The organism is Dictyobacter aurantiacus (assembly GCF_003967515.1).
GTDB classification, from domain to species: domain Bacteria; phylum Chloroflexota; class Ktedonobacteria; order Ktedonobacterales; family Ktedonobacteraceae; genus Dictyobacter; species Dictyobacter aurantiacus.
Genome location: NZ_BIFQ01000001.1, coordinates 1,550,924 through 1,571,138, shown reverse-complemented (window position 1 = coordinate 1,571,138; position 20,215 = coordinate 1,550,924). Strand labels below are relative to the sequence as shown.

General features: G+C 49.2%; 18 protein-coding genes. 4 read left to right on the top strand and 14 right to left on the bottom strand.

Translation table 11 applies throughout. The features are described from left to right. Positions 1-6: 6 nt before the first annotated feature. From KTT_RS06350 to KTT_RS06295, 12 genes are all read right to left on the bottom strand, one after another. Positions 7-348 carry a histidine triad nucleotide-binding protein gene (locus tag KTT_RS06350; RefSeq protein WP_126595170.1) on the bottom strand — a complete coding sequence of 114 codons (342 nt, stop codon included), beginning with the start codon at positions 346-348 and terminating at the stop codon, positions 7-9. A 96-nt stretch (positions 349-444) separates the two neighbouring features. After that, positions 445-1,833 carry a hypothetical protein gene (locus KTT_RS06345; protein WP_126595169.1) on the bottom strand — a complete coding sequence of 463 codons (1,389 nt, stop codon included), beginning with the start codon at positions 1,831-1,833 and terminating at the stop codon, positions 445-447. A gap of 387 nt (positions 1,834-2,220) precedes the next feature. Then, a complete protein-coding gene (locus KTT_RS06340) occupies positions 2,221-2,868 on the bottom strand; it encodes a hypothetical protein (RefSeq protein ID WP_126595168.1) in 648 nt (215 codons plus the stop codon). A gap of 320 nt (positions 2,869-3,188) precedes the next feature. After that, a complete protein-coding gene (locus KTT_RS06335; protein WP_160145684.1) occupies positions 3,189-4,511 on the bottom strand; it encodes a toll/interleukin-1 receptor domain-containing protein in 1,323 nt (440 codons plus the stop codon). Positions 4,512-4,593: 82 nt separating this feature from the next. Beyond that, complete coding sequence (locus KTT_RS06330) at positions 4,594-5,508, bottom strand: restriction endonuclease (RefSeq protein ID WP_126595166.1); 915 nt, start codon at positions 5,506-5,508, stop codon at positions 4,594-4,596. A gap of 552 nt (positions 5,509-6,060) precedes the next feature. Further along, entirely contained in the window at positions 6,061-6,714 is a 654-nt protein-coding gene (locus KTT_RS06325; protein ID WP_126595165.1) for an MAE_28990/MAE_18760 family HEPN-like nuclease, read from the bottom strand. 7 nt (positions 6,715-6,721) lie between these two features. Further along, positions 6,722-7,882 carry a DUF262 domain-containing protein gene (locus tag KTT_RS06320; protein WP_126595164.1) on the bottom strand — a complete coding sequence of 387 codons (1,161 nt, stop codon included), beginning with the start codon at positions 7,880-7,882 and terminating at the stop codon, positions 6,722-6,724. A 194-nt stretch (positions 7,883-8,076) separates the two neighbouring features. Next, the gene (locus KTT_RS06315; RefSeq protein ID WP_126595163.1) at positions 8,077-8,481 is read right to left on the bottom strand and encodes a hypothetical protein; all 405 of its coding nucleotides are present in this window, start codon (positions 8,479-8,481) and stop codon (positions 8,077-8,079) included. A gap of 93 nt (positions 8,482-8,574) precedes the next feature. Further along, positions 8,575-9,174: a Uma2 family endonuclease gene (locus tag KTT_RS06310; protein WP_126595162.1), complete on the bottom strand. Its 600-nt coding sequence runs from the start codon at positions 9,172-9,174 to the stop codon at positions 8,575-8,577. A gap of 162 nt (positions 9,175-9,336) precedes the next feature. After that, the gene (locus KTT_RS37020) at positions 9,337-9,651 is read right to left on the bottom strand and encodes a hypothetical protein (protein WP_235845622.1); all 315 of its coding nucleotides are present in this window, start codon (positions 9,649-9,651) and stop codon (positions 9,337-9,339) included. 633 nt (positions 9,652-10,284) lie between these two features. Beyond that, positions 10,285-10,491 carry a type II toxin-antitoxin system HicB family antitoxin gene (locus KTT_RS06300; RefSeq protein ID WP_126595160.1) on the bottom strand — a complete coding sequence of 69 codons (207 nt, stop codon included), beginning with the start codon at positions 10,489-10,491 and terminating at the stop codon, positions 10,285-10,287. 120 nt (positions 10,492-10,611) lie between these two features. Then, the gene (locus KTT_RS06295; protein ID WP_126595159.1) at positions 10,612-13,824 is read right to left on the bottom strand and encodes a helicase C-terminal domain-containing protein; all 3,213 of its coding nucleotides are present in this window, start codon (positions 13,822-13,824) and stop codon (positions 10,612-10,614) included. A 367-nt stretch (positions 13,825-14,191) separates the two neighbouring features. Between KTT_RS06295 and KTT_RS06290 the strand changes: the two genes are divergently transcribed. Both KTT_RS06290 and KTT_RS06285 read left to right on the top strand, forming a co-directional pair. Further along, entirely contained in the window at positions 14,192-14,977 is a 786-nt protein-coding gene (locus tag KTT_RS06290) for an NUDIX hydrolase (protein WP_235845620.1), read from the top strand. A 66-nt stretch (positions 14,978-15,043) separates the two neighbouring features. Then, the gene (locus KTT_RS06285; RefSeq protein ID WP_160145683.1) at positions 15,044-15,775 is read left to right on the top strand and encodes a cysteine hydrolase family protein; all 732 of its coding nucleotides are present in this window, start codon (positions 15,044-15,046) and stop codon (positions 15,773-15,775) included. On the opposite strand, the gene KTT_RS06280 is transcribed toward KTT_RS06285, so the two are convergent. Both KTT_RS06280 and KTT_RS06275 read right to left on the bottom strand, forming a co-directional pair. Beyond that, positions 15,776-16,462: a hypothetical protein gene (locus KTT_RS06280; RefSeq protein ID WP_126595157.1), complete on the bottom strand. Its 687-nt coding sequence runs from the start codon at positions 16,460-16,462 to the stop codon at positions 15,776-15,778. Further along, complete coding sequence (locus KTT_RS06275; protein WP_126595156.1) at positions 16,449-17,207, bottom strand: HAD family hydrolase; 759 nt, start codon at positions 17,205-17,207, stop codon at positions 16,449-16,451. Before KTT_RS06275 ends, KTT_RS06280 begins: the two co-directional genes overlap by 14 nt. A gap of 645 nt (positions 17,208-17,852) precedes the next feature. On the opposite strand from KTT_RS06275, the gene KTT_RS06270 reads away from it, so the two are divergent. Both KTT_RS06270 and KTT_RS06265 read left to right on the top strand, forming a co-directional pair. Next, positions 17,853-19,169 carry an ABC transporter substrate-binding protein gene (locus KTT_RS06270; RefSeq protein ID WP_126595155.1) on the top strand — a complete coding sequence of 439 codons (1,317 nt, stop codon included), beginning with the start codon at positions 17,853-17,855 and terminating at the stop codon, positions 19,167-19,169. Positions 19,170-19,200: 31 nt separating this feature from the next. Next, positions 19,201-20,136, top strand: coding sequence for a carbohydrate ABC transporter permease (locus KTT_RS06265; protein ID WP_126595154.1), 936 nt, complete (start codon positions 19,201-19,203; stop codon positions 20,134-20,136). The last annotated feature ends 79 nt before the right edge of the window (positions 20,137-20,215 follow it).

Here is a 20,215-nt window from a genome sequence, read left to right as displayed (position 1 = left end):
CTCTGCTTATCCTGGAGGCCAGCCCATGTCGCGGCCACCCAGAAGATGAAAGTGCAGATGGAAAACGCTTTGACCTGCGTGAGGGCCGACATTGGTCAAAAAGCGGTAGCCCTGTTCCAGACCCAGTTGATGGGCCACATCTTTGGCGGCCGTGAATATGCTGGCCAGAAGAGGACCATCCGCGGCGGTCAACTCGGCCATTGAGGCGAGATGGCGCTTTGGAATGAACAAAATATGTTCAGGGGCCTGAGGGTTGAGATCCCGAAACGCGAACACATCGTCATCCTGGTAGACAACCGTGCTGGGGATCTGGCCCGCTGCGATTTTACAGAAAATACAATCTTCCATAGAAAACCTCAATAACCAGATGAATTATCGCCTAATTCATCTGGTTTGGCTAGGTTGCATCGCCATGGGATGACTTTAGTCCCATTGACGTGCAGGTTATTCGTGGGCGCCCGAACCGCGATCAGATTCAGATGCCACCGTGGAGGTCTCGCGTTCAGAAGCTTTGGGCTCGGAAGTCGTGCCCGCGGCCTCGGGTTTAGCTGCCTCTGCCTCAGATGTTGCCGTTGACGACTCAGGTTTAAAAGCTTCGAGCTCAGAGGTTGCAGGTGCGGCTTCAGGTTTAGCGGTTTCAGCTGTGATGGAATCTGCCACCGCCACCGCTGTCTCTTTGCCCGCCTCGCTTTCGGCGCTATCCTTCTTTGTCTCCCCCTCTTTCTCCTTGCCCTCAGCAGCGGCGGCGGCTTTAGCCGCTTCGGCCGCGGCCTTTTTGGCCTGGGCACGCTTGATATGCTCGGCCAGTTCCTCCTCATGGAACTTGGGGTCATTATATTGCGGGAGATTCATCTCGGTACGAATCGCCTTAATGGCCTGGTAGACCGTTCCTGGCTTCAGATCCAGCTCGTCTGAGATCTTCTTATGCACCCCTACAGGTGGTACGGGCAGGTAGGGCTCATAGAGCGCCTTGATGCGATCCAGCTCCTCCTGGGAGCCCTTATAGGTCTGAATTTCCCACCAGCTGGGGATATGCTGCCGATCGCGCAGATCTTTAATGATCTTCTTGACTGCCTTCTTTGGAATGTTGAATTCTTTCGCGATCTGGGTGCGGATGCCGTCGAACTCAGAGGGCTGGGCCAGGGCGATATAGCGTTCCTCGACCTGGGTAATCTGCTCAAGAGTCGGTTTAAACGGCTCTGGTGGTGGTGTCTTCTCGCGTTTTGGCTTTGGAGCTGGTGCTGGCTTTGGCACCTTTGGCTTTTTGCCCCCGCGAGGACCGCCGGGGCCGGCCCCTTTAGACCAGGGCTTGCCGCGTCCCCCGCCGCGATTCGGACCACCCTCAGTGGGGCGGTATGGCTGAGGGGGGCGCTGTCCTGGTGAAACGGTGAGCGTATTACCGTTGCTCACATGATACGCAGCGGGACCGCGTCCTGGACCATTGCCGCGTGGCGCATTGCCATCGCGCTGCCCCTGACTTGGTGGTCCAGCCGGGCGGTTTCCTGCCGGACCGTTGCCGCGGTCACGTTGTACAGGAGGGGATGGGATCTTCGGACGCTGTGGTGGTTGCTCCGGCTGAGCTACCTTCACATCGGACAGGCTATCGAGCCATTGGTTGGTTCCGCTTTGCGCTGGCTTCGGCTTCGGTGGAGGCGCCACCGTCCGGGGTGCTGCGGCCGCGCCGGCAGCTTTATTCTGGGTGGGCGGCGCGTGCTTAGCCGCCTGCTTTTCTTTTCTGGCTTTTTGCGTGCAATCAGGGCAAGTTACTTCTCTAGCATTGGCCGACTGAAACCACTTGCCGCAATTGATACAACGCATCTTCGTTTTGCTCATGCGCGAACTCCCCTGTACCAATTCAAATTATTGTTGTTTATGATGAGTCGGAATGCACCTCCTATTCTAATCTCTTTTTCCAGCCCTGTCTACCTCTATTCTCCTGGGTTTATCAGCTCGTAAGATATTAAAAATGTCTAAATGCATCTATGAATTACCACATCAATCCATCGCCACTGCTGTCAAAACTGCTGTCAACTTGAGATTGTTTACACCGCTGTAGAGGGGGCTTCTGGTTGATTAATTAGAGCTTTGTTAGCAAGAAAGCATATGATGACACCCAGGATTAGGTACTTACTTATGGTACTTGATTCTGGATGTTTTGCTTGCCTTGTGTTTATGTGTATCGTTCCTGGTATCGGCTTGGGTGAGAAGATTTGAACTACTCTAAAGCTTATAATCGCTTTCTCTAGTTGATATTTTATATCTTGTAGTATCTATGCCAAGTGCTGCTGCTTTCGTTTGAACATCAACCAATGCGTTATCCAAAGTATCTAGTATTTTGTTCGCCTTATTTCTGGAATCATTTTCTTGAGAAGTTGCTATTTCAGATATTTTTGCTAGGTCTGATGCCGTCTTTCTTGTAGTTGCACGGCATACGGCTACTAAAGCCCCTAACTCAATAGACTTTTTCTCCCATTTAAAAGCTGTGTCGAGTCCGGTCAAAGTTGCAATGAGAAGTCCTATTGCTGCATAAATTATAATGTTCCCAATATTGGAAGAACCTAGTATTTGGTTCGCAACTTCTTTTGTAACAATGAATGCACCAAAGAAAATTGTTAGTACTTTTGTAATTAAGGAAATTGTTTTATATTTATGAGCATATTTCGCCAATTTTACTCCAATATCCTCAAATTCCATTCTATGCCCTTTTATCGTCTCAATAACTGCATTTGTATTCTCTATATTAGAAAATATTGCATTGTGGACACCATATACACTGTTATATTGATATTTATCATGAATAGACCGTCTGATTTGAGTTGATTCAGGTTTTGGCTCTTGCTTATCCTGAAAAGCTTCTTGCTGATCCATACTACCTCCATTGTGGTAGGAAGATTTGAACTACTCACAGCCCTGTTTTCTAATGGCTTGCCATCTGCCTCGACAGTTCTCCCAAGCGGATTGGCCTATTAATTTTGTCCAAATAAATCAAGGCTTCATAACCTGAGTTGAACGTTTCTGCCCCCAATTTATTAGTGCTGTTTTACTCTTGGACTTTAAAAGTTTTAGAATTGTACATGGAACCTCTGGACATCGGATTACCTCCAATGCACTCTGCGTGACAGGTTGGCAAGTTTTTGGGTCTTCGTTACAAATAACAATAATCAACAATATCACATCAATTGCTTTTGCTACCTTGGCGGTAAAATACGCAATTGACATTTTCCATCTAATATTGATTCCATGACCCATATAACCGACTTCAAATACCCCTCATAATTTAGGGTTTTATAGTGGAATTCTGTGTGCGCTTTAAGCGTGATAACATTTACATCGCCCTTTGATACTAGTGAAATTATGTCAAAGCCAGCGAGTATTGCTGCGATCTTAACTCCATCGCTCCTAGATCTAACCCGTTGCCTGATTATTTCCCATGAATCTTTAATTTTTTGCAAGGTTAAAGGTGGTAAAATTACCACACTGCAAGGTCTATTTAGTGTAATCTCGAAAGCCCATTCAATAATTGATTTATCAATAAATTGCAAGCTCTTATAATGAAAATCTGCATAGGCTCTAATAATTATTGTGGTTTTTTCTTGACTATCCCCTGCATTAATTACTTTCTGAATAATCGCTCCCTTGAGTAACGCTGAGATTTTTATTCCATCTTTCGTAGTCCTGATATGCTTTCTGAAGGTTTCCCAGTGCATTCTCACATCTTCCACTGATAATGCACTATCAAACAATGAATTCTCTTGGTCTTCAAAGCCAAGGGAATGATTATTATAAAATGATTCCTCCTTCCCACCTTCCATATCACTCATATTATCCTGGTCATCTTCTATATCATCTATAGGGATCTGGTCATCTTCTATATCATCTATAGGGGTCTGATCATCTTCTATATCATCTATAGGGGTCTGATCATCTTCTATATTTTTTTCATTAGATATGACATCATTTTGGCTATCTTCAGTTTGTATATATAATGATTTTTGCATATTTGGTATCGGCAGCGTATCAGTGATTTTTGGTATTATATCTCCCACTTCTCGTGTTAGAGTTTTTAACTCGGAAATGACTTTCTGAATACCTTCTGCTATATCAACAAATGCCTTGTCTTTATTTGACCAGTTTGTAACTGGCTTCCCATTAGCCGGCAATGCTTGCAATTTACTGAATTTTTCATTTTTCCATATAGTGGGCCGTAAGATAACTGGAATGACTCTACAATCTCCATTATGATGTCTCGCCAGTGCTTGCTCCAATTCAACACTGTAACAATAATCAGAAGCCATAAAATCCGTACTTATAAGAAGGAGAATTATATTTGCAGATTTTAAGTGAAAATCAATTTCTTGTTTCCACTCAAGCCCAGCGTTTATCTTGCGATCATGCCAGGTTATAACATCACCATGATGTTTTAAAATTTTAAGCTGCTTTTCTATCTTTTTTAACAATTTTTCATCTTCGTGCGCATAGGAGATGAATATTTCAATGCTACTATCTGACACTGTTCTCATATTATGGCCTAACAATAAAATCCATGCATTGAACTAAAAAGCAGTGCTCATAGAAAGTTCAATATAATGGTTGCTATTCCTCACTAAAATAATCTAAATCTATCTTCTTAAGAATGTATCTTGACTCTTCTGCTACACCGACATTATGCTCAATCATTAATTGAGCTAATTGCTCGCCGTCAATTAAAATAATTTTAAGGTTATCGATTCCGTTAGCATAGTCAATTGCTTGCCTGGAAAAATCAGATGTGGTGATGAACACTCCTTTTCGTGCTTTCCTGCCTATGAGAGCACCTGCAAATCCTTGTACAATTGGTCGAGCAACCGTCCCCTCCCATCTTTTTGCTTGAAGATAAATAGCATCTAGACCTAATTTATCTTCCTTAATAATGCCATCTATGCCGCCATCTCCTACTTGCCCTATGGCTTGACCGGCGTCCTTTCGTGAGCCTCCATATCCCATTGCAATGAGCAGATCTACAACAAGATTTTCAAAGAACTTTGGTGGGCTATTTTTGACGCGTTCCAGCAGTTCCATGGCGAGGTTCTTCTTCAGGTTCTGATAGCTGGCTTCTAAAATTTCTTGTGGGGTTTGTCTGATCTCTTCGATGATTTCTTGTGTTGTCTCTGCATCTCCATTACTTTTGCTGTCAACGAAAGTAATGAACTCAGGAAACTGCCTTAAGTATTTGACATTAATATGAGTGGGGTTTGATTTAATAGCTTCTTGACCGCGTTCGGTTATGCGGAATTTTGATTTTCCTGTGTTGGTCAGTAAAAGAGCTTTCACTAAGTAAGTACGTGCCCAGTGGACTCGGTTATCAAATCTGCGCTGTTTACCACTGGGGAGAAGTTCTTTTCTATCTTGTTCACTAAGCATGAGTTTTTGAGCTAAAATCTCTATGGTGTCTCTAAGATTGTGCTCATTACCATCATTAGCTACTTTTAAGAGAGGAAGCATAAGACTTTGATAGTCAGGAACTGCCATAGGTACTCCTACGATTTTTATATACAATCATTCATTTATAAGTTTGATTCCTTCCAGCGAAGTGCGACAGAATTTGCACTAACCAGGGCTTGCTCTGCAAGTTCGAGATAAGGGATAGACTCTGTAGGTTTGCCTAAATCGCGATAAATCTTTCCTCGGGTCTCATAAATTTCAAAAGGAATAAACTCCTTTTTTGATGCATCTATTCCCTCACCAGGAAATGAGAGCAGATCTGTTGCTTCTGAGATAGCATGGTCAAACGCTTCTTCCTACCATAAGCAAGCATTTGTAGGATATGCCTTTGTATTGCCTTGGACGCATTATGTGCTAAATCTTTAGCATCTTCCATATAGCGTAGTGCACTCTCCTGGTCGTTCTGGTGCCTTAAAATCTCGCCGATGAAACACAAATAGGTAGCCATTTGCCTTAACTAACCTCTTATCAGGACCGGCCCATTAATTTGTTAAGCTTAAAGAAGTATGTTAATTGGTTGAGTTTTCAGCAAGCTGTTTATTCTTGTAGAAAGATTTATATTATCGCTCAATGTCTCTACTACAAAGGATCAGCAGTTCTTTTATATGCTTTTGTATATGCAGCGTTGCTGATTTGATTGGCAAATAAATCTAAAAGTTCAACAATTGTTGTGTGAAGCTCTATGAATTCATCTACATCTATCAATAAATATTTCCCATGAGCAACTCCATTTCTATTTTTAAGAAGTCTCTCATCAATGAGATTAGCTTTTGTTTCATAATCACGATAATCAATGTTAAGAATGTAAGTGATCTCTTTAAGAACTTCGGAAGAGAGATTTGATTTTGTTTCTATTTCTGATGAAAAACTACATCTATTATTGACGCCAATTGTAAAAAACTCTGTTATCTTTGTGTAAGCTGTTACTTTATTAGAGGAACTAGCTGCATTCATTATTTTTTTTGTCGCGAGGGCAGAGAAATTCATCGTTAAAGCAGAGTAAGGAAGTCGCTGAGATGAGATATATGTAAGGTACGCATCTCCAGCAACTTTAATAAACCCTTCCCAATGCGCATAGGTAAGGGCTATACCACTACGCAGATAAAAATTGGTAACATCTCTAGAAGATTTGGTTGTTACCAAGCCTTTGATGGTGGCTAGCTCTTTTTTGCGCCAAGCCAGCTCACTATCTAAAACGGTTTGTAGATCTTCTATAGTTCTAATTTTTGTCATGACTTTATTAGGGCCTAAATAATCTGCGACTTAGGGGAATTGTTTTTGCTATTCGTGTTGATGCTCGCACTCCTGAACCAGAATTTCTTGTAAATTCTCGAGTGCTCCATATTTGTTTAATCTTTTCCTCTATATCAACTGGATGCGTGTTTATGAAATCAAGATTGTAACCAATTCCTAGCGCTACCATTTCAAATGCCGAAACTAAAAAGCCGCCAGTAAATTTGTTTTTAGCTGCATCGTATTTTCTAAAGCTATTTCCTTTTGTCGTATTAGCCAACAAGCTAAATGTTCCTTTAAAGTAAGTGCTTTCTTTCTCCATGTCATAGTCTTTAGAAAGAGCTATCTTTTCCATTTGCCGTGTTAGAAAATCATCTAAATCACCAATGTTCTTAAGTATTTCCCCCTCTAAACTACGAAATACAAGGAATCTGAGAACAAGTTCAACATCATATTGTTCATCAATAGCTCTATCAGTTAGGCTTACACAACTTGTAAAGTTCTCATCCTGAGAAAGGTCTCTTATCCACTCATACATATGATGATTTGTTGATACCAAAATACAATTGCGTAATTCTTGACTTGATAAGCTTGAACCTCCTGTATTTAAGCGTTGAAAGAGGTCGTACTTGCTTCTTTCATCACTTTCTTTCAAAATAATACTTACTTGTATTTTGGCGCGCTTTATAAGTAGTCTTTGTGTTTTATTAAGAGCTTTAGGTGCACTAGGAGCTTCATCGATTAACGATGTTTGCCTTAGCTGCAATTTGTGCTGTTGATCCTCACTACTATCACCCCAAACAACCCCATTAAGAGAAGGAAGGTATTTTGTCTCCATTAAAACTAGAGGGGGCTTTACTTTTTTATGTTCGTCTTGTAAAACTCCTGCAAACTCAAATATTGTTGAAAGACGTTGTAGTCCATCTACAACATCCCAAACACCATCTTCCCTTTGAGAAACAAAAATAGGTGGGATTGGAATTCCAAGGAGTAAGGACTCTATAAGACGAGACTTTTGCCACGCATCCCAACGGTAGAAACGCTGAAATTCAGGATGAATATCAATCTCTTCATTTTCATATAAACTAATCAGTTCACCAATTGACATTGCATAATTGTCGCTTCTGATTTCGGCTCGTCTTGCATCAATTTCCTGTTGAAGGTCCATAATTGATGTGTCCTTCCATGCTTTTTGGGCAATTAATCCTTTATAAGAAAGTAGTAAATAACATTTTAGACAACTAACTAATGGGTGTCAAGGCATTAAAGTCACTATTGAAGGATAACTATATAAAAACGTTTGTTTATTACAGTAAAAGACCAGAGACGAGTGTGTATTGATATTCTCGCTCTGGTCTTTTGTTATCTGGTTACGGGTTTTCCGGTTTTTTTCCTGAGGCATGACTGAAAATCTGAAACGAGCCGGTTAGGATTGCGGCGGCTCAAGTCTAGCTCGAAGGCATTATCTCCGATGTCGTACCTGGGCGCAAAGTAGAAGTGGCTCACCAGCTCCCAGCCGGTATCGCTGGATGCGTAGGCATACAGCTTGTTGATTTTGACGTTTGGATATTGTTCACACCAGTAATCGAAGACATCTCGTACCAGCCCTCTCAAGTGGATTTTGTGCTCTGGACGGATGGTCGCCGATGCTATATAACCGGTGTATTCATGCCTATCTTCATATGTAAAGATATCGTCTGGCGTGATGTTATGTTCTTCAAATTCGCCTCTCAAGATTCTGAAGATCGTTTCTTCTTTCATAGGCATAATAGTGAGTGCGCCCCAAATGTTTCTTCTGTCATTCTTGTCATACGCGATGCGGCACATATAGGGGTTCTTTTTCCACCATGCACGTTGTGATTACTTCAATTTCTTGCGTTTCGTCTGCCTGCGCGTGGCCTGAAGGTCCATGCCTCGATAGAGTGTGTCAACCTTGAACTGGATATCTAGATGCTCCAACCTGACTGTATTGCCAGGTCCATAGGTGCGCAGCTTCCAGCCGTCTTCTTCACGGTGATAGACCTCAATCCAGGTGCTCAGGGAATCGACAATTATGTACTCCTGAATAGTTGGGTGGGTGAGGTATGCACGCAGCTTTTCGCCGGTATCAATAGCTTCAGTACTAGGGGAAAGAACCTCAATAATCATGCATGGATGCAAGATCGAGTTGCCGAGCTTCTGGTCGCTTTCATCACAACTGACACTGAGATCAGGGTAAACATAATAGGACTCTGATAGCTCCACGCGGATGTCGGAATTATAAGTCCAGCACGAGCTATGTTCTAAGGCCCTTTCTAGCACTGCGCCCAGCCGTGAAATAAGGGCGGAATGATACGTGCTCCCACCGGCAAGCATGCGAACCTCGCCGTCCAGATATTCATAGCGCGCATCCTGGCTATTATTGTCGAGTGCCAGGTAGTCATCGACACTCATAAAGAGGTATTCTGGAAGTGCCATCATTGCTCCTTTAATACAGCTTTCCTGGACAAGGACCCTACTTTTTAGATCATATCATATTTCTATAACTCGGGTTCTATGGCTTGTGGCGGGCGCGCAAGGTGGGAGAGTATCTGACTCTCCCACCTTGCGCATTGTGGCATAAATGCTCGCAAACTGTTGTGATTAGCGGCAGTATCCAGCTGGCGCGACCAGCTTAGACACCAGGGTGTTTGGGCTGGTGACCATTATGCCGCCCGGTTCCGGGTAGAAATGGTCGGCGGGAAGGCTTCCTTGCCAGGTGAATGTGAAGTCTGAGAGATGTTGGCCAGGCAGAATAGTTAACTTCTCCATCGTTTGAGAACGCCCATTATTAATGGTATAGGAGAAGACAATCGTTCCTCCATTTGGACCGGAGTTGACATGAAAGATGGCATGATAGACAACCTGGATGTAAGAGCCACACGTCCATAGGGAGGTGGTACTGGGAGTGACAGACATATCAATGCCTGTGACCCTGAAAGCGGAAGCCTGGGTTGTGACCCTATTGATGGAAGCGTTCGTCGTGGCCTTATTGCTTACAGATGCTGAGTGCGCCTGTGAGGGGGAAGCTGGAGCCGCATTAGCAACCTGGCTTCCGATGACGCTTCCAAAGTATGCTATTCCCACGACGAGAAAACAGACTATAAAGATGAGTGTTGTTTTTGCCTTGTTGTTCCACATGGTGATACCTCTTTTCAAGAATACCAGGGCGATAGTCGGTCAGGTTTGGCCTGCTCGTTTACTATCATTACACTATATAAGTTGCCATATTAATTTATAATCGCATTCAACATTTTGATTTCCTTACAAGGTGTAGTGGCATAAGAAGACGAATTTTTACTGCTTTATTCTTACGAGGACTCTTGTTGTTTCGCCAGATCTATGAAGAGAGGATTTACAATTTTATGTGAGTGGAGCCGTTTTCCCCACCTCTTACTATAAATAATGCGGCTATATCGATGGAAATCGCCCTCATCCGCCTTCATTGAAGAAAATGTGTAATAGTTCACATTTTTTTCATCAAACAATCAACACCCCTCATTGAGACGAGCGGGTTCTGATATATTTCTGTGGGAAAAGTTCTCAGGTAGGCTAAGCGGCAAAAGTCGGCTGAGGAATAGGCTCTCCTGCTTTTTGGGCATCTTCAATCCATAATTCGATAACTTCGAGCGCGTTTTTTATAGCTTCCTCATAAGTATCGCCATGGGTGCGACATCCCGCGAGCTCTGGAATGGTAACGACATAGATATTATCACGTGGATCCCATTGGATGAGCATTGAATAGTGCTTAGGGTTCATATTCTTTGCCTACCTTTCTCTTACCAATGTACCATTTTATCTTGGTGCAAAACGTGTTTCGTGGCACGTGGCTGTCCGGGGACGGGTCGCTTCGCGACAAAGCTGGGGCAAGCCCAGCACCTACGATGACGACGGCGGTGTTTCGTTGAAGAAGCGGTCGACGTCGCGGATGCTGGAGGTGCGCCGCGCTGGCGGCAGGGCGTTGAGCACCTGCTTGCCGTAGCCTTTGGTGTGCAGGCGAGTGTCGAGGATGGCCATGACGCCGCGATCCTCGCGTGTGCGCAGCAGGCGGCCGATGCCCTGTTTGAGGCGCAGCACGGCCTGGGGCAGCACATAGGTGCCGAACCAGTTTTCGCCGGCGGCCTTCATCTGGGCGACGCGCGCCTCGTGCACCGGATCGTCGGGCGGATCAAAGGGGAGCTTATCGATGACGACCAGCGAGAGGGCGTCACCGGCGATGTCGACCCCTTCCCAGAAGCTCTTGAGGCCGAAGAGGACCGAGCCCTCCTCTTCGCGGAAGCGCCGGGTCAGTTCGAGCCGCGTCATGTCTCCCTGGCGCAGGAGCGGATAGGGCAGGTGCGGGGCCATCAGTTCGTAGGCGCGATCCAGCATGCGTCGACTGGAGAAGAGCAGGAAAGCTCGCCCTCGTGAGACCTTGACCAGCCGGTACATCTCGCGGGCGACGTCTACCATATAGTCATCAGCCCCCGCGCCAAAGGTCGGTGGTGGCAGGTGGCGTGGCAGATAGAGCAGGGCGTTGTTCTCATAATCAAAGGTCAGAGGCAGCACGCTTTCCACCACATCGGGACGCGTCAGGGGATCGAGGCCGACGCGGCGGCGGAAATATGAGAAGTTGGGTCCCTTCTCTTCGGGCTTAGCCGGGTTGGGTCCGATGGTAGCCAGGGTGGCCGAGGTGCTGATAACGTTGCATTTATCGAAGAGCCGCTCCTGCAGCCAGGCCGTCACATCCAGCGGGGCCGCCGATGCCTGCAGCACGAAGCCGCGTGACGCCGACCCCTCCATGCGCTCGACATAATAGACAAACTTGCTCTGGTCCGCCACCGAGAAGACGGTGCGGATATTCTCGGCCAGGTTCTGCGTGCGCTTCAGCAGCTTATCGTAGAGCTGCCCCTCTTTTTCGGGGAGCTCTTTGGGACGCTGCTTGCGCAGCGAGTCGGCCAGGTCGGAGATGGTCGTGGCCAGGCGTAGCCCCTCTTCCAGGGGCGCCTCCAGGTTGACACGGCCCTTGAAGCTAGGATTGGCGACCTGCTCCAGGCGCATCCACATCAGCTGCGCGGCGCGCATGGCATCGTCCTGCAGACTGAGCTGGCTATGGTCCTTGAGCATGCGCTGCGCCAGCAACGTCTGAATCTGGCCCGGATTGATGGTGATGGTGAAGGAGCGCGTGGCCTCCTCTTCTAGATGGTGAGCCTCGTCCAGGATGATCACGTCGCGCTCGGGCAGCAGGAAGCCGCCGATGGCCGCGTCCAGCAGCAGCAGGGTATGGTTGACCACAATCACCTGGGCGCGCTCGGCGCGTTCGCGCATCTGCCGCACGTAGCATTCATCGAAGAAGCTGCATTTGGACCAGGCGCACTGGTCGCTATCGGTGGCGACGCGGGAACGTATATCACCGGGCAACTGGAAGCCCAGCGTCTCAAAATCACCTGTCATGCGATAGCCGGTCTCGGGATCATTGATCATGTCGTACAGGCGCTGGAAGTCGCGGTTCTTGGTATAGAACTGCATACCTACGCGCTCGCTCTCCACCCGATCCAGGCAGATGTAGTTGTTCACACCCTTGACCAGGGCGGCCTCAAAGTGCTTGATATGCCGCTGTACAAACGGGATATCTTTGTAGAAAAGCTGCTCCTGCAGGGCTTTATTGGCCGTACTGATGATGGCCACCTGTCCCGAGCGTACCACCGGAACCAGGTAGGCCAGCGACTTACCGGTTCCGGTTGCCGCCTCGATGATGGCGGGCGTCCTTTTATTGATGGCGCGCGAAACCATGGTTGCCATCTCGATCTGGGCCGGTCGCTCCTCGTAGCCGGGCAGGCTCTGCGAGAGCACGCCACCCTGCCGCAGATCTTCCGAAACCCTCATCACCAGGCGTGAATCGTGCAGCGGTGCCGCGTTCTCCTCCTCGGCCTCCTCATCTAACGTATCTAATGCCTTCAGATCGTCTGGAGAAAATGCGGCGGGCCGCGATCCATTGCTTGCCTCTACGCCTGATGCCTGACGTTCGGCCAGCCATGTGGCGAGCTCCTGTTGTCGCTCATCGCTCACGCGTTCAACGCGATTTGCCAGGTCGTCGGGTGTCTCGGGGATGGATGGCGCGGCGGGCGCCTCCGAGCTCTGCTGCGTGCGGAATGGCAGTGGCTCCTCGGCGATCTTCCGAGGTCGTGATGGCTGCGGTGGTGTAACAGGCTTCCGTGGTGTTGTGTCTTCCTCTATGTCCTGCAAGGCCGGTGTCGTTGGGATCATTGGGCGTGCTATGGCTGGCCGCACCACCGGTGTTTTGACCGGCATCCCCATCAACGCTCCCAGATAGGCGTCGGCAAACGCCTGGATATGGGGAAAACGCTGCGAAGGATCGATCGAGAGCGCCTGCAGTAACACCTGCTCAAGCGCGGCTGAGATCTGTTTATTCAGGCTGGAGGGTTTGGGGAATGGCTCGTGCAGTTGCTGAGCGAGCAGTTGTGTGCGTTCGCTGGCCGGGTAGGGACGGCGTCCACAGAGCCAGGTGTAGGTCATCACCGCCAGTGCGTACTGATCGCTGGATGCGCTGGTCTGCCCCTGTAGCTGTTCAGGGGCCATATAGGGCAAGGCTGCCTCCTCGTTGTCTAGAGAAGGTGTAAAGCCAGGAGGGGTCAGGGCAAAGCTGGTCAGGAGCATCTCGTGACGGTCGCTCATAAAGATTGCGCCGGGATGGAGATTGCCGTGGACTACGTGGCTGACGTGGGCATAGTGCAGGGCGCTGGCGACTGGCGACACATACTGCCGTACCACGTCGGGCTTCAGACAGCTTCCGCACTCTATCAACTGGCTCAGTGGTTTCCCCACTGGCTGCTCCAATACCAGGTAGGCGCTATCGCCATCAAAATTGGCGTCAATGACCGCCACAATGGCGCGGTCCTTCAGTTTTTTTAATTGTTTCGTGCGAGCTAGAAAGGCTTTCTTATCTTCCGCATCTGAGAAGGGGATGTTGAGCCTTTGAATAATTACATTTTTCTTGCGTTGTTTACCAAGATAAAAAGTGCTCGTAGAACTCTCGTGCAGTAGACCGGTAACGGGGTACGCGCCAATCTGCTGAAGCTCTACCTCTGCCATTTTTTCTGCCTCTCCCAAATATTCGAACGCCTGTTTTGTTTATAGTCTGCAGTATAGCATAGTCAGGCCGTTAAAGCCAATTGATATTTTGTGCCCCCGGCGTGGGGAACGCAGGCGTCCCCATTCTCTTTATTTTATTGATGCATGCGGCATGTCTTTTGCAGAGGGGAGATTACTTGACAGGAGGGGGGATATAGGGTATAAATAGTGTATCGTGTACACTAAGTAGGGAAGGATAGGTACGGGTGCCGTTGTTAAGAATATCATACCCTCTCACACCTATAGTTGTCGAGTAGCGGAATAGGTAAAATGTAGTGGGCAAGAAATACTTCAGTAGTTGTATGGCGAGATAAAGAAGGCAACGAGTATGGAAGAGCAAAGCGAAGCGATGGGTAGCGGTATCAATGGCCGCGAAAGTCGGCGTGAGGAGAAGCCTGAGCAGCATGCCGGGGTTCAGGTTTCCGAGCAGGTAGGCAACGGTGAGGCGCATCAGTATGATGTGAACAAGTATGAGCGGCCATCGGTGACGGTTGATGTGCTGATGATGAGCTTGCGGCAGCGCGATCTACAGATCTTGCTGATCAAGCGGCGCGCCTGGCCATACGAGGGCATGTGGGCTATTCCTGGTGGCTTCATTAACATGAACGAGTCTCTGGAGTCGGCCGCCAAGCGTGAGCTGCAGGAGGAGACCGGTGTACAGGATGTCTATCTGGAGCAACTCTATACCTTTGGCGATCCCGGACGCGATCCGCGCACGCGTGTGATTACCGTGGTCTATTTTGCCTTGCTCGACTCGGAGCGCCTGCAGGTGCGCGCGGCCAGCGACGCGGCCGACGTGGGCTGGTTCTCGGTTTATGAACTGCCGCAGCTAGCGTTCGACCACCAGGAGATCGTGGACTACGCCCTCAATCGCTTGCGCAACAAGCTTGAGTACACCACCATTGCCTTCAACCTATTGCCCGAACAATTTACGCTGCGCGAGCTGCAGCGCGTCTACGAGATTATCCTGCATCGACGCCTGGACAAGCGCAACTTCCGCAAAAAGATCCTCTCAACCAACATTCTGGAGGATACGGGCGCCAAAAAGATGGAGGGGACACACCGACCGGCGCGCCTATACCGCTTTAATCCGGCGGCGGAACACAAGTTATAGCTGTTTAATCAACGGATAACGGATGACAGATGACCAGTCAGACTGGCAGATGGGAGCATGGATCGTATGACAACTTCACCTTTGTCGGCGCAGTTTCTGGCGCAGGCCGATCTCTTTTTGCGTGCTTTGCATGATTGGGAGCAGCAGTTAGCAAGTTTAAGCTGGCAGAATCTGGCGGGGCCAGCTCGGGATGGGCAGGTGGTGGTGTTTAGTGTCGATATGATCAACGGCTTCTGCCACGAGGGAGCCCTGTCGAGTCCACGCGTCAAGGGTATTATCCCGGCGGTCGTCGATGTGTTTGAGGGGGCCTACGAGGCGGGTGTGCGCCAGTTTATCCTGGCCCAGGATGCTCATACGCCCGACGCCACCGAATTCGCGCAGTTCCCACCCCACTGCATTCGTGAAACGTCTGAGGCCGACAACATCCCCGAACTGGCGCGGCTACCGTTCGCCGATCTCTATACCACCGTCCAGAAGAACTCGCTCAGTGGCTTCCATGGTACCGGGCTCGATAGCTGGCTGGAGGAGCAGCGTGACCTGCAAGCTGCCATTATCGTGGGAGATTGCACAGATCTCTGTATCTACCAGATGGCCATGCACCTGAAGTTGCACGCCAATGCTCACAACCTGCCGCTACGCGTCATTGTACCCGCCAATGCCGTTCAGACGTATGATACGCCCGTCGCCGCGGCCCAACAGCTGGGCATCTTGCCCCACGACGGCGATGTACTCAACCTCATCTTCCTGTACCATATGGCCCTAAACGGCATCGAGGTCGTACGAAATATTCAGCGCTAACTAGCTGTGTAGCGAACGCGCGGTGCAATAAGAGATCTGAGCCGGGGCCCAGCCGATGCAGTCGATGCGCGTCCCAACGGGGGTCTCCAGCAAGGAACCCTCATTGGGAAGGGGCAGATTGCTGGCGGGGTCCCACAGCGCCGGCAGACCCTCCTCTTGCGTCAGGCGGTCCTCTGGAACATTAACCGGATAGAGACGGCGCAGGTACGCATCAAAGAGGTAGCGCGGGAAGTGCAGCACCTCGCGCCGCCAGATCACATAGAGGTCATCCTGGTAAGTGGGCTCGGGGAGATCTTCGTTGGTGGTGCTGGCATGCAGGATGGCCGCGAACTGGTAGGACTGCTGTGGGCTCAACGTAACCCGCTCGATGTAGCGTCCAAAGGGATTGAGCACCGCCAGTGTTTGTGTGGCATAGTGGAGGAAAGAGCGCAGCCAGAGCGGCGGTTTCACCAGGTAGGTGCCCCATTCCTGCGCGATAATCGTCTCACCTCGCTGCTCATGGTGGCTATGCCAGACCTGAAAGATCGTCTCCTGGGTCTTAAATTCGCAGCGGCACTCGTGCCAGCTCGGATAGCCACGTCTCTCAATCTCCTGCCGTACGTAATGGACGAGCAGCGACGTCGCGCCTGCCACTGTACCGATCAATGCGCCAGCTATAATGAATAATTGCTGTTTATTTGTACTCACCTTCAAGTCGTTCAACCTCCAAGATATCAAGTAACTCTGTGAGTGAATGAACTAATAGACAATCGAGCGTTTGTTCTGTAACGCGATGTGCCCGGTCCAGCAAGACCGGTGTAATACCGACCGTGCGTGCTCCCAACACATCATTTATGTAGGAATCGCCGATATGGATTGTATAATCAGGGATTGCGTTGGCCCGCTGCAAAGCCAGGTCGTACAGAGCCGGGGACGGCTTGGCATGTCGCGTGGCCGCCGAGATCAAGACGCAATCGAAATAACGGGTCAACTCTAACTGGCGCAAAATAGGTCCCAGTGAAATGCCCCAATCTGAAATCACACCCAGACTATAGCCACGCGCATGCAGCGCCCCTAGCGTCTCATGAACATCGGGATAAAGCCGCCAGCTGGTATGCTTTTCAAACTCGGTATTAATGGTCCTCGCCAGTTGATAGAGACGCTGCTCATCGTGCTCCTCTATAAATGGCCGCAGCAGATGGGCATAGTATTCAATCCAGAAATCATCGATATCCTGGTTATCCGCCCATATATGGGGATGTGAACGAACGTGCCGAAAATAGAAATCCTCAGCAACCTCAATTTGATCTTGAAGCTGCTCCAGATGAATATGCAGGGAAAGCTGTTGACAGACCTGGTGACAGATTTCCGCCACTGAAGGATGGGGTTGGAGTAAGGTAAAGCCGGCATCGAAAAACACGGTACGCATCGATTGTGGCTGTTCTAACTTCATGTCGCGTTACCTTATCTGAAGATCAAGCCAGATACATAGATGATTATTTGCATCATATATATCTGCATGTATTGGTAGTATAAGAAAGTCTAGCATGCATGCTGGCTGTATGTCAAACCAGCGTGCATGGAGGCCCCCGCACTGGCGGGAGGTGCAGGAGGGCGGCTAGCCCTCCTGCCGGGGTGCGGGGTGTCCCCGCAAACCTCTTTCTCTCTTTTTTCGCGCCGCCGCAGGCGGCGAAAGAGGAGAAAGAAGAGAATAAGGCGGGGACTTGAGCATGCTCCCAGCATGCTCGCCCGCACCCCGGCAGGGAGGACCCTGTACCCCTTATGTTTGCCCGTATGGGGGCGCCCACACACCGTGATAAGAGGCACCTGACCTTTCAGATATTTTCATAAATTATATATAAAAATATATCCAGATATATCTAATTATAGCTAATTTATGAGTTGATAGGCTGCCCGCGGCATATACAAATAAATTTTAATAAATTGTACGTGTATAACCTTGACAATTCATATATATTGCAGTTATCTTTTCTTCATAGGCAAGATGTACACGAAGAGTCCAGGTATTGGTCTGGCTGGTTCAATGTCGAATTCTTTAGCGGACCCGCACTCATCATGATACTCTTAAGGAGGAGAGATGCCTACCATTACGTCACCAAGTCGACGTTCCTTCCTCAAAACTGCCGCTGGATTAGCTGTTGGCAGTTCCTTATTTCTCGGCGGTTGCGCGCCCGCGTTTAACACTGGCGCCAAGAAAACCCTCAACTTCTGGGCCTTTTCGGACACGCGTATCGCGTGGCAGAAGAAAGCCTGGGAGATGTACAAGCAGCAGAAAAAGCCCGATTTTGAGATCAACTGGCTGGTCTTCCCCTACACGCAGATGCACGACCAGGTGCTGGTCACCTCGCAGGCTGGATCGGGTGGCCCGGATATCGCCGATATCGAGATCAGCCAGTTTTCTCGCTATATCAAAGGAGATATTATTTTTGCCGAAATGACGCCCAAGCTGCAGCAGATGGGGGTTCTGGACCAGTTCTATCTTCCCTCGGCCACCGACCCCTGGAGCTGGAAGGGCAAGATCTACGGCATCGGCAATGAATTAAACACCTGTTTGCTCTGTTATCGCTGGGATATCTGGAAAAAGGCCGGTGTCACAACCACCATCCCCACCTGGGACGCGTTCGCGGAAGCGGCGCGCAAATATCATACCGATACCAAAAATTATCTGCTCGATTTCCCCTTTAATGACTGGGGCTACTGGTGGGTTATGGCCCTGCAAAACAAAGGTGGTTTCTTCAACGCGCAGGGGGTGCCCTCGCTGAATAGCCCCGAGAACATCAAGGCGCTCCAGTACCAGAAGAATGCGATCAAGGAGGGTTGGGGGACCGTACGTCCCATCGGGCAGGCATACAATACCGCCCTGGATCAGGGTAGCATCTCGACCGTGCTGGGACCGTCCTGGAACTTCAGCGGTTTTACGCAGCAGAGCCTGCCGGATACCAAGGGGAAGTGGCATCTCATGCCGGTGCCGGCCTGGGAGGATGGAGGATCGCGCACAGCGACCTGGGGTGGAACCGGCGTGACGGTTTTGAAGACGTCGAGCAGTGTCGAGGAAGCGATGGACTTTGTGCTTTTTGAGCATACCAGTGTTGAGGCTCTGCTCAATGATTTCAATATCCGCCAGGTCTGGCCGACTTACAAGCCCGCGTTAAACAATTCTGCCCTCAATGAGCCACTGGCCTTCTTTGATAATCAGCGGGTCGGCAATCTCATCAAAGAGGTTTCGCCGGAGATCAATAAATGGTATAACTCGCCGTTCTGGCCCGAGACGACCAGTGCGTGTGTCAACTATGGTCTTACGCCGGCCATTCAAAAATCTGATGTTTCGGCCGAGGCCGCCCTGGCAGAGGCACAGAGACAGTCTCAGAGTATCATTAGCTTTGAATCCGCCTAAGGTTACCTAGTTTACAGGGAGGTGTTTTACCATGGCTGTCACACAGACACAGGTAACGGCCCGGCCGCAGACCACCAGTTCAGGCAACTGGTGGCGCCGCCATCAGCGCAAGCTGGCGCCATTTCTGTTTATTGCCCCCTTCTACCTGATCTTCCTGGTCTTTGGCCTCTATCCTATCGTCTATTCTTTCTGGTTAAGTTTCTTCAAGGGATTTGGCTTTGAGCAGAAGGCCTTCTTCGGGCTGGGTAACTATATCCACATGTTTCAAGATCCGCGTTACATCAACGCGGTCTGGGTGACGACGCGCTTCGCCTTCTTCAGTATCTTTATTCTGTCTCCGCTGGCCCTGCTGGTCGCGCTGGCGATCAACTCCACATTTGTGCGCTGGAAGGGTCTGTACAAGACGGGTTTCTTCCTGCCCACGGTGACCTCGGCGGTAATCATCTCGGTGATCTTCTCGCGTGTACTGGATACCAATTATGGCCTGCTCAACGCCATGCTGGGCTGGTTCGGCATCCAACCGATCGGCTGGCTGACCGATACCAATGTGGTCCTGATCGGATTTATGATTCTGGCCGTGTGGAACTATATCGGTATCAATACCCTGTTCTGGCTGGCCGGGCTGAACAGCATTAACCGCGAGCTCAACGAAGCCGCCTCCATCGATGGGGCTGGACGACTGCAAAACTTCTTCTATGTGACCGTGCCACTGCTGCGTCCAATCATGTTGCTGGTCACTATCCAGGCCCTGATCGGCTCCTACAACGTCTTCGCTGAACCGTTCCTGCTGACCGGTGGTGGTCCATCCGATGCCTCGCTCTTCATCTCGGTGTACGTGTACAACCAGGGCTTCCAGGCGTTTAACGTAGGGTACGCCAGCGCGATCGCCTATTCAATGACCGCTGTCCTGTTAGTATTATCGCTCTTAAACATCAAGCTCTTCGGATTTAAGGGAGTGGGTGATTAAGCCAGTTGAGGATTAGCTATCTGTCTGTAACCAGCGCGCTCCTGCGACGCGGTGATAGCTGAGAAGACATGTACTGGTA

Excerpts from the sequence above, each read along its gene's own strand:
- KTT_RS06300 (WP_126595160.1), bottom strand. The coding sequence starts at position 10,491 with ATGAACCCTAAGCACTATTCAATGCTCATCCAATGGGATCCACGTGAT.
- KTT_RS06275 (WP_126595156.1), bottom strand. The coding sequence starts at position 17,207 with ATGAAGTTAGAACAGCCACAATCGATGCGTACCGTGTTTTTCGATGCC.
- KTT_RS06340 (WP_126595168.1), bottom strand. The coding sequence starts at position 2,868 with ATGGATCAGCAAGAAGCTTTTCAGGATAAGCAAGAGCCAAAACCTGAA.
- KTT_RS06315 (WP_126595163.1), bottom strand. The coding sequence starts at position 8,481 with ATGCCTATGAAAGAAGAAACGATCTTCAGAATCTTGAGAGGCGAATTT.
- KTT_RS06330 (WP_126595166.1), bottom strand. The coding sequence starts at position 5,508 with ATGGCAGTTCCTGACTATCAAAGTCTTATGCTTCCTCTCTTAAAAGTA.
- KTT_RS06290 (WP_235845620.1), top strand. The coding sequence starts at position 14,192 with ATGGAAGAGCAAAGCGAAGCGATGGGTAGCGGTATCAATGGCCGCGAA.
- KTT_RS06295 (WP_126595159.1), bottom strand. The coding sequence starts at position 13,824 with ATGGCAGAGGTAGAGCTTCAGCAGATTGGCGCGTACCCCGTTACCGGT.
- KTT_RS37020 (WP_235845622.1), bottom strand. The coding sequence starts at position 9,651 with ATGTCTGTCACTCCCAGTACCACCTCCCTATGGACGTGTGGCTCTTAC.
- KTT_RS06320 (WP_126595164.1), bottom strand. The coding sequence starts at position 7,882 with ATGGACCTTCAACAGGAAATTGATGCAAGACGAGCCGAAATCAGAAGC.
- KTT_RS06345 (WP_126595169.1), bottom strand. The coding sequence starts at position 1,833 with ATGAGCAAAACGAAGATGCGTTGTATCAATTGCGGCAAGTGGTTTCAG.
- KTT_RS06350 (WP_126595170.1), bottom strand. The coding sequence starts at position 348 with ATGGAAGATTGTATTTTCTGTAAAATCGCAGCGGGCCAGATCCCCAGC.
- KTT_RS06285 (WP_160145683.1), top strand. The coding sequence starts at position 15,044 with ATGACAACTTCACCTTTGTCGGCGCAGTTTCTGGCGCAGGCCGATCTC.
- KTT_RS06325 (WP_126595165.1), bottom strand. The coding sequence starts at position 6,714 with ATGACAAAAATTAGAACTATAGAAGATCTACAAACCGTTTTAGATAGT.
- KTT_RS06310 (WP_126595162.1), bottom strand. The coding sequence starts at position 9,174 with ATGATGGCACTTCCAGAATACCTCTTTATGAGTGTCGATGACTACCTG.
- KTT_RS06265 (WP_126595154.1), top strand. The coding sequence starts at position 19,201 with ATGGCTGTCACACAGACACAGGTAACGGCCCGGCCGCAGACCACCAGT.
- KTT_RS06270 (WP_126595155.1), top strand. The coding sequence starts at position 17,853 with ATGCCTACCATTACGTCACCAAGTCGACGTTCCTTCCTCAAAACTGCC.